A 5,640-nucleotide genomic window follows, 5' to 3' on the forward strand; every position below is an offset into this window, starting at 1 on the left:
ACCCTGGCCGAGGCCGCCGGCATCGCCGGCGGCGCGCTGCGCGGCGGCGATGCCGGGCTGGTGCTGCGCGGCGTCGGGCCGCTGGACGCGGCCGGTCCGTCGGAAGTCTCCTTCCTGGACAACCGGCGCTACGCGTCCCAGCTGAGCGCCACGCGCGCTGCCGCCGTGGTGCTGGCCGAGGAGTTCGCCGCGAAGCTGCCGCAGGGCGTTGCCGCCATCGTCACCGCCCAGCCCTATCTCGGATTCGCGCGCATCGCGGCGCGGCTGCATCCGCGCGCCGCGGCGCGGCCGGGCATCCACCCGACCGCCGTGGTCGATCCCACCGCCACCCTCGGCCCGGGCTGCGAGATCGGCCCCTATGCGGTGATCTCCGCCGGGGCGGAGCTGGGCGCGGGCTGCGTGATCGGGCCCCATGCGGTGGTGGGGGAAGGGGTGGTGCTCGGCGAGGGCTGCCGCATCGGCGCCCATGCCTCGCTCAGCCACTGCCTGGCCGGCCGCGGCGTGGTGCTGCACCCCGGCGCGCGCGTGGGGCAGGAGGGCTTCGGCTTCGCGGTGACGCCCGAAGGCCGGTTCGAGACCATGCCGCAACTGGGCCGCGTCATCCTGGGCGACGCGGTGGAGATCGGCGCCAATTCCTGCGTGGACCGCGGCAGCCAGGGGGACACGGTGCTCGGCGCCGGCACGCGGCTGGATAACCTGGTGCAGGTCGCCCACAACGTCCGCACCGGTCGCGCTTGCGTGATCGTCGCGCAGGTGGGCATATCCGGCTCCGCGACGCTCGGCGACGGTGTCCAGCTGGGCGGGCAGTCCGGCGTGACGGGGCACCTGACGCTCGGCGACCGCGTGCGGGTGGGCGCGCAGGCCGGCGTGATGAACGACATCCCGGCCGGCACCGACGTGGTCGGCAGCCCCGCCTGGCCCGCCAAGGAGACGCTGCGGGCCGTTGCTGCCCTGCGCCGGCTGGGCCAGAAGCCCTCGCGCGGCTGAGACCGGGAGACGGAAGGGAGGACCATGGACGCCACCCCAAGCGCCGAGACGACGGGCAGCGTCGGCGCCTACGACATCGCCCGCATCATGCAGGCGATCCCGCACCGCTTCCCCTTCCTGCTCGTGGACCGCGTGGTGGACATCGTCCCCGACCAGTCGGCCATCGGCATCAAGAACGTCTCGATCAACGAGAACTTCTTCCAAGGCCACTTCCCGCAGCACCCGGTCTTCCCGGGGGTGCTGATCATCGAGAGCATGGCCCAGACGGCGGCGGTGCTGGTGGTGGAGACGCTGGGTCCCTCGGCCGCCGGCAAGCTGGTCTACTTCATGACGGTGGAGGGCGCCAAGTTCCGCAAGCCCGTGGTACCCGGCGACCAGATGCGCGTGCATGTCCGCAAGGAGAAGCAGCGCGGCAGCATCTGGAAGTTCAGCGCGGAGGCGAAGGTGGACGGCAAGGTGGTCGCCGAGGCGACCTATTCCGCGATGATCCTCGACCGGTAGCGCGCGCCTTGGATCATCCCGCCCCCGGCGGCGCGGTCTCCCCCGCCGCCGTCGTCTCCCCCGCCGCCTTCGTGGCGCCGGGTGCCTCCATCGCGGCGGGCTGCCGCATCGGGCCGGGCTGCGTCGTTGGGCCGGACTGCGTGCTGGACGAAGGCGTCGAGCTCACCGCGCATGTCGTGCTCGACGGCATCGTGCGTCTCGGCGCCGGCGTGCGCGTGGCGCCATTCGTGACCATCGGCCTGCCGCCGCAGGACCTGAAGTACAAGGGCGAGCCGACCGGCGTGGAGATCGGCGCGCGCACCCATGTGCGGGAACACGCGACGATCCACCGCGGCAGCGTGGGCGGCGACGGCTGGACGCGCATCGGCGCGGACTGCCTGATCATGTGCGTGGCGCATGTGGCGCATGACTGCCAGCTGGGCGACGGCGTGATCCTGGTGAACAACGTCATGCTGGCGGGTCATGTGCGGATCGGCGACTTCGCGGTCATCCAGGGCGGCGCCGCCATCCAGCAGTTCGTGCGCATCGGCCGCATGGCGCTGGTGGCCGGCATGTCGGGGGTGGAGAAGAACGTGCTGCCCTTCGGCCGGGTGAAGGGCTACCGCGCGAAGCTGGCGGGCCTGAACACCATCGCGCTGCGCCGTCGCGCCGGACTGTCCAAGGAACAGACGATGGTGGTGGCGCGTGCCGTGCACGACCTCTACCGCGGCGCCCGCCCGGAGGACCAGGTGGAGGCCGTCGCCGCCGCCCATCCCGGCAACCCGCTCGTCGCCGAGATCCTCGACTTCGTGCGCGACCGTGGCCGCCACGGGCTCTGCCCCTTCGGCCGCGGCGGCGAGGACGAGGACACGGACCCCGCCTGATGTCGCAAGCCGGCTCCGCCGGCCCGCTGGGGCTGATCGCGGGCGCCGGCGCGATGCCGGTGCGCGTGGCCGATGCGGTGGCCAGCGCCGGCCGCCCGGTGTTCTGCGTGCTGCTCGAGGGCTTCGCCGCGCCCGCCGACTTCGCCCGCCACCCGCACGAGGTGGTGGCGCTGGGCCAGATCGGGCGGATGGTGGCGGCGCTGCGCGCCCGCGGCGCGCGCGACCTGGTGCTCGCCGGACGCGTCACCCGGCCTTCGCTGCTCTCCCTGCGCTTCGACGCGGAAGGCGCGCGGCTGGCCGCGAAGCTCGGCGCCCGGGCGCTGTTCGGCGGCGATGACGGGCTGCTCTCCGCCGTGCTGCACCTGATCCGGGCGGAGGGCTTCAACCCGCTGGGCGCTCAGGAGGTGATGGACGGGCTGCTGATGGAGCCCGGCACGCCAACCGCCGCGAAGCCCGACGCCCAGGCGCGCGCCGACATCGCCCGAGGCATCGCCGTGGCGCAGGCGCTCGGCGCGGCCGATGTGGGCCAGTGCTGCGTGGTGCAGCAGGGCCTTGTGCTGGGCGTGGAAGCGATCGAGGGAACCGATGCGCTGCTCGCGCGCTGCGCCGGGCTGCGCCGCGAAGGTCCCGGCGGCGTGCTGGTGAAGCTGGTCAAGCCGCGCCAGGATGTGCGCGCGGACCTGCCGGCGATCGGGCCGGAGACGGTCCGCGGCGCGGCCGCGGCGGGCCTCGCGGGGATCGCCGTGGAAGCGCGGTCCGGGCAGGGCGCGCAGGCGGCCGGTACGATCGTGCTGGACCGGGCGGAGACGGTGGCGGCGGCGGATGCGGCAGGTCTGTTCCTGGCCGCGATCCGCCCTGCCGAATTCCTGGAAGCGGAAGGACGAGGCGGATGAGCGGCAAGTTCCTGCACACCATGATCCGGGTCGGCGACCTGGAGCGCAGCGTGAAGTTCTACACCGAGCTGCTCGGGATGAAGGAGCTGCGCCGGCGCGACGTCCCGGACGGGAAATACACCCTCGCCTTCCTCGGCTACGGCGAGGGGAACAAGGAAGGCCAGGGCGAGATCGAGCTGACCTACAACTACGGCGTCGAGAAATACGAGCTCGGCAATGCCTTCGGCCACCTTGCGGTCGGCGTGCCGGACGTGAGGGCGGCCTGCGAGAAGGTGCGCGCCGGCGGCGGCAAGGTCACGCGCGAAGCCGGGCCGGTGAAGTTCGGCACGACGGTGATCGCCTTCGTCGAGGATCCGGACGGCTACAAGATCGAGCTGATCGAGCGGACCTGACCGGCGCCGGCCTGCCGGGCGGCACCGGGAACCCGGCCCGCCCGTCTTGCCGCGGCGCCGCGTCGCAGGCTTGCTAGGGCTCCTTCCGCCCCGGCTCCGGCCGGCGGGCGGGCACCCTGGCATCGACCCGCCCCGACGGAGCCCCTCTCCCTGGCCCTTCCTCCCCTCTTCGGTCCCGTCGAGGATGCCGTGGCCGGCGTCGGCGACCTCGCGCGGTCGCTCGCCGGACGGGAGCGCGTGCGCCTGGCCGTGACCGGCCTCAGCCGCGCCGGCAAGACGGTGTTCCTGACATCCATCGTGGCGAACCTGCTGGCGGCCGGGCAGGGGGCACGCACCCTGCCGGCGCTGGAGACAGCCGCCGGTGGCAGGCTGCGCAGCGCCCGGCTGATCCCGGCCGAGACCCAGGCCACGCCCCGCTTCGACGCGCCCGGTCACCTGCTGGCGCTGGCCAGCGAGCCGCCGCGCTGGCCGGAGCGCACCGAGGACCTCTCGACGCTCGAGATCGCGCTGGAACTCGACCCGCGCTCCCTCTTCGGCCAGGCGCGCGCGCTGTTCGCCGGCCCGCGGCGGGTCACGCTGGAGCTGCTGGACTACCCCGGCGAATGGCTGCTGGACCTGCCCATGCTCAACCAGGCCTGGCCGGACTGGTCGCGCACCACCCTGGCGCGCATGCGGCGGGGCAAGCGGGCCGAGGCGGCGGCCGCCTTCCTGGCCTTCGTGGATGCGCTGCCGGCCGATCCGCCAGCCGAGGAATCCCTCGCCCGGCAAGGCTTCGCGCTGTATCGCGATGCGCTGCGCACCTGCCGCGACAAGCTGGGCTTCCGCTTCCTCCAGCCCGGCCGCACGCTGAACGCCGGCCCGCGCGGGGAGGCGCCGCTGCTGTGGTTCTTCCCGCTGCCCAACCCGAACGGCGTCGGGCTCGCGGCGCTGATGGCCCGGCGCTACGCGGCCTACCTCGCCGACCAGCGCGCCAGCTTCTTCGCCCCCTTCTTCCGCCGCTTCCACCGCCAGGCCGTGCTGGTGGATGCGCTCGGCGCGCTGCATGCCGGCGAGGAAGCCTTCGACGACACGGCGGAGGCGCTGGCGGCCGTGGGTGCCAGCCTGCGTGGCGGGCTCGGGCTGCTCGACCTCGTCACCGGGCAGGGGGTGCGCCGCGTCGCCTTCGCCGCCACCAAGGCCGACCACGTGCCGGCGCGCGCGCGCGACGCGCTGACGGGGCTGGTGGCCGACCTGGTGGGGCGCAGCGCCGGCGGGCCGCTCGACACCCAGACCTCGGTGCACCCGGTTGCCGCCATCCGCTGCACCGAGGACGACGTGGCGATGCTGGACGGCCGGCCGGTGGCGGCGGTGCGCGGCGTGCTTCTGGAGGGCGGGCGATCGGCCAAGGTCTATCCGGGCGAGGTGCCGATGCGCCGGCCCGAGGCGTCCTTCTGGAGCCACGCCTTCTTCGAGATGCCGGTGTTCCAGCCGCCACGGCTGAGCGGTGACGGCGGGGCCGGCATTCCCCATCTCGGACTCGATGCGCTGCTGGCGGCGCTGATCGGAGATTTGCTGTGAGCGGTCACCTCCCACGCGGTCCCCGGGTGCTCACGGAGGACGACGAGACACCCGCGCCGCGGCTCGACTTCGGCTGGGAACAGGCGGTGGCGCCGGTGGCCGCACCGCCGGTGAAGCGGCGCTGGTCGGCGCTGTCGCTGGCCGCCACGGGCGTCGCGGTGCTGGTGCTCGGGCTCTCGGCGCTGGATGTGGCGAATTTCGTGCTGGACCAGTTCGCGCGGGCCGCCTGGCTGGGCGTGCTGACGCTGGCGGTGGCGCTCGGCGGCTACGGGCTGGTTGTCTGGGCGGGGCTGCGCGAGCTGCGCGGCCTGATGGGCCTGGCCGCGGTGGACCGGGCGCGCGCTGCCTTCGCGCGCAACGACTTTCCGGCGGCCCGGGCCCAGGCGCTGGCCTGGGCCGCGCGGGTGCCGTCCGCCGATGCCGCGATCCCGGCGCTGCGCCAGGCGG

Annotated in this window: 7 protein-coding genes; all 7 read left to right on the top strand. The window is 74.2% G+C overall.

Features of this window, described 5'->3' with window-relative positions; genetic code table 11:
- On the top strand, nucleotides 1-987 hold a 987-nt coding region (lpxD, locus tag OZN99_RS23880), incomplete at its 5' end, for a UDP-3-O-(3-hydroxymyristoyl)glucosamine N-acyltransferase (RefSeq protein ID WP_333779767.1).
- Between the two features lie 24 nt (nucleotides 988-1,011).
- Nucleotides 1,012-1,488, top strand: a complete 477-nt coding sequence (gene fabZ, locus OZN99_RS23885) for a 3-hydroxyacyl-ACP dehydratase FabZ (protein ID WP_270937751.1) — start codon at nucleotides 1,012-1,014, stop codon at nucleotides 1,486-1,488.
- Nucleotides 1,489-1,496: 8 nt separating this feature from the next.
- Nucleotides 1,497-2,351 (top strand): acyl-ACP--UDP-N-acetylglucosamine O-acyltransferase, encoded by an 855-nt coding sequence (gene lpxA, locus OZN99_RS23890; RefSeq protein ID WP_270937752.1) that lies wholly within the window; start codon nucleotides 1,497-1,499, stop codon nucleotides 2,349-2,351.
- A complete protein-coding gene (locus OZN99_RS23895; protein WP_270937753.1) occupies nucleotides 2,351-3,244 on the top strand; it encodes an LpxI family protein in 894 nt (297 codons plus the stop codon). Before lpxA ends, OZN99_RS23895 begins: the two co-directional genes overlap by 1 nt.
- Nucleotides 3,241-3,636, top strand: a complete 396-nt coding sequence (gloA, locus tag OZN99_RS23900) for a lactoylglutathione lyase (RefSeq protein ID WP_270937754.1) — start codon at nucleotides 3,241-3,243, stop codon at nucleotides 3,634-3,636. Before OZN99_RS23895 ends, gloA begins: the two co-directional genes overlap by 4 nt.
- 189 nt (nucleotides 3,637-3,825) lie before the next feature.
- Complete coding sequence (locus OZN99_RS23905; protein ID WP_270937755.1) at nucleotides 3,826-5,193, top strand: YcjX family protein; 1,368 nt, start codon at nucleotides 3,826-3,828, stop codon at nucleotides 5,191-5,193.
- The coding region (locus tag OZN99_RS23910) for a hypothetical protein (RefSeq protein ID WP_270937756.1) at nucleotides 5,190-5,640 on the top strand (451 nt) is incomplete at its 3' end. The genes OZN99_RS23905 and OZN99_RS23910, both read left to right, overlap by 4 nt.

Origin of the sequence: Falsiroseomonas oryzae (genome assembly GCF_027856955.1) — a bacterium.
GTDB lineage: Bacteria > Pseudomonadota > Alphaproteobacteria > Acetobacterales > Acetobacteraceae > Falsiroseomonas > Falsiroseomonas oryzae.

Bases quoted from the DNA above. Each gene is read 5' to 3' on its own strand.
- fabZ (WP_270937751.1), top strand. From the start codon at position 1,012: ATGGACGCCACCCCAAGCGCCGAGACGACGGGCAGCGTCGGCGCCTAC.
- gloA (WP_270937754.1), top strand. From the start codon at position 3,241: ATGAGCGGCAAGTTCCTGCACACCATGATCCGGGTCGGCGACCTGGAG.
- OZN99_RS23895 (WP_270937753.1), top strand. From the start codon at position 2,351: ATGTCGCAAGCCGGCTCCGCCGGCCCGCTGGGGCTGATCGCGGGCGCC.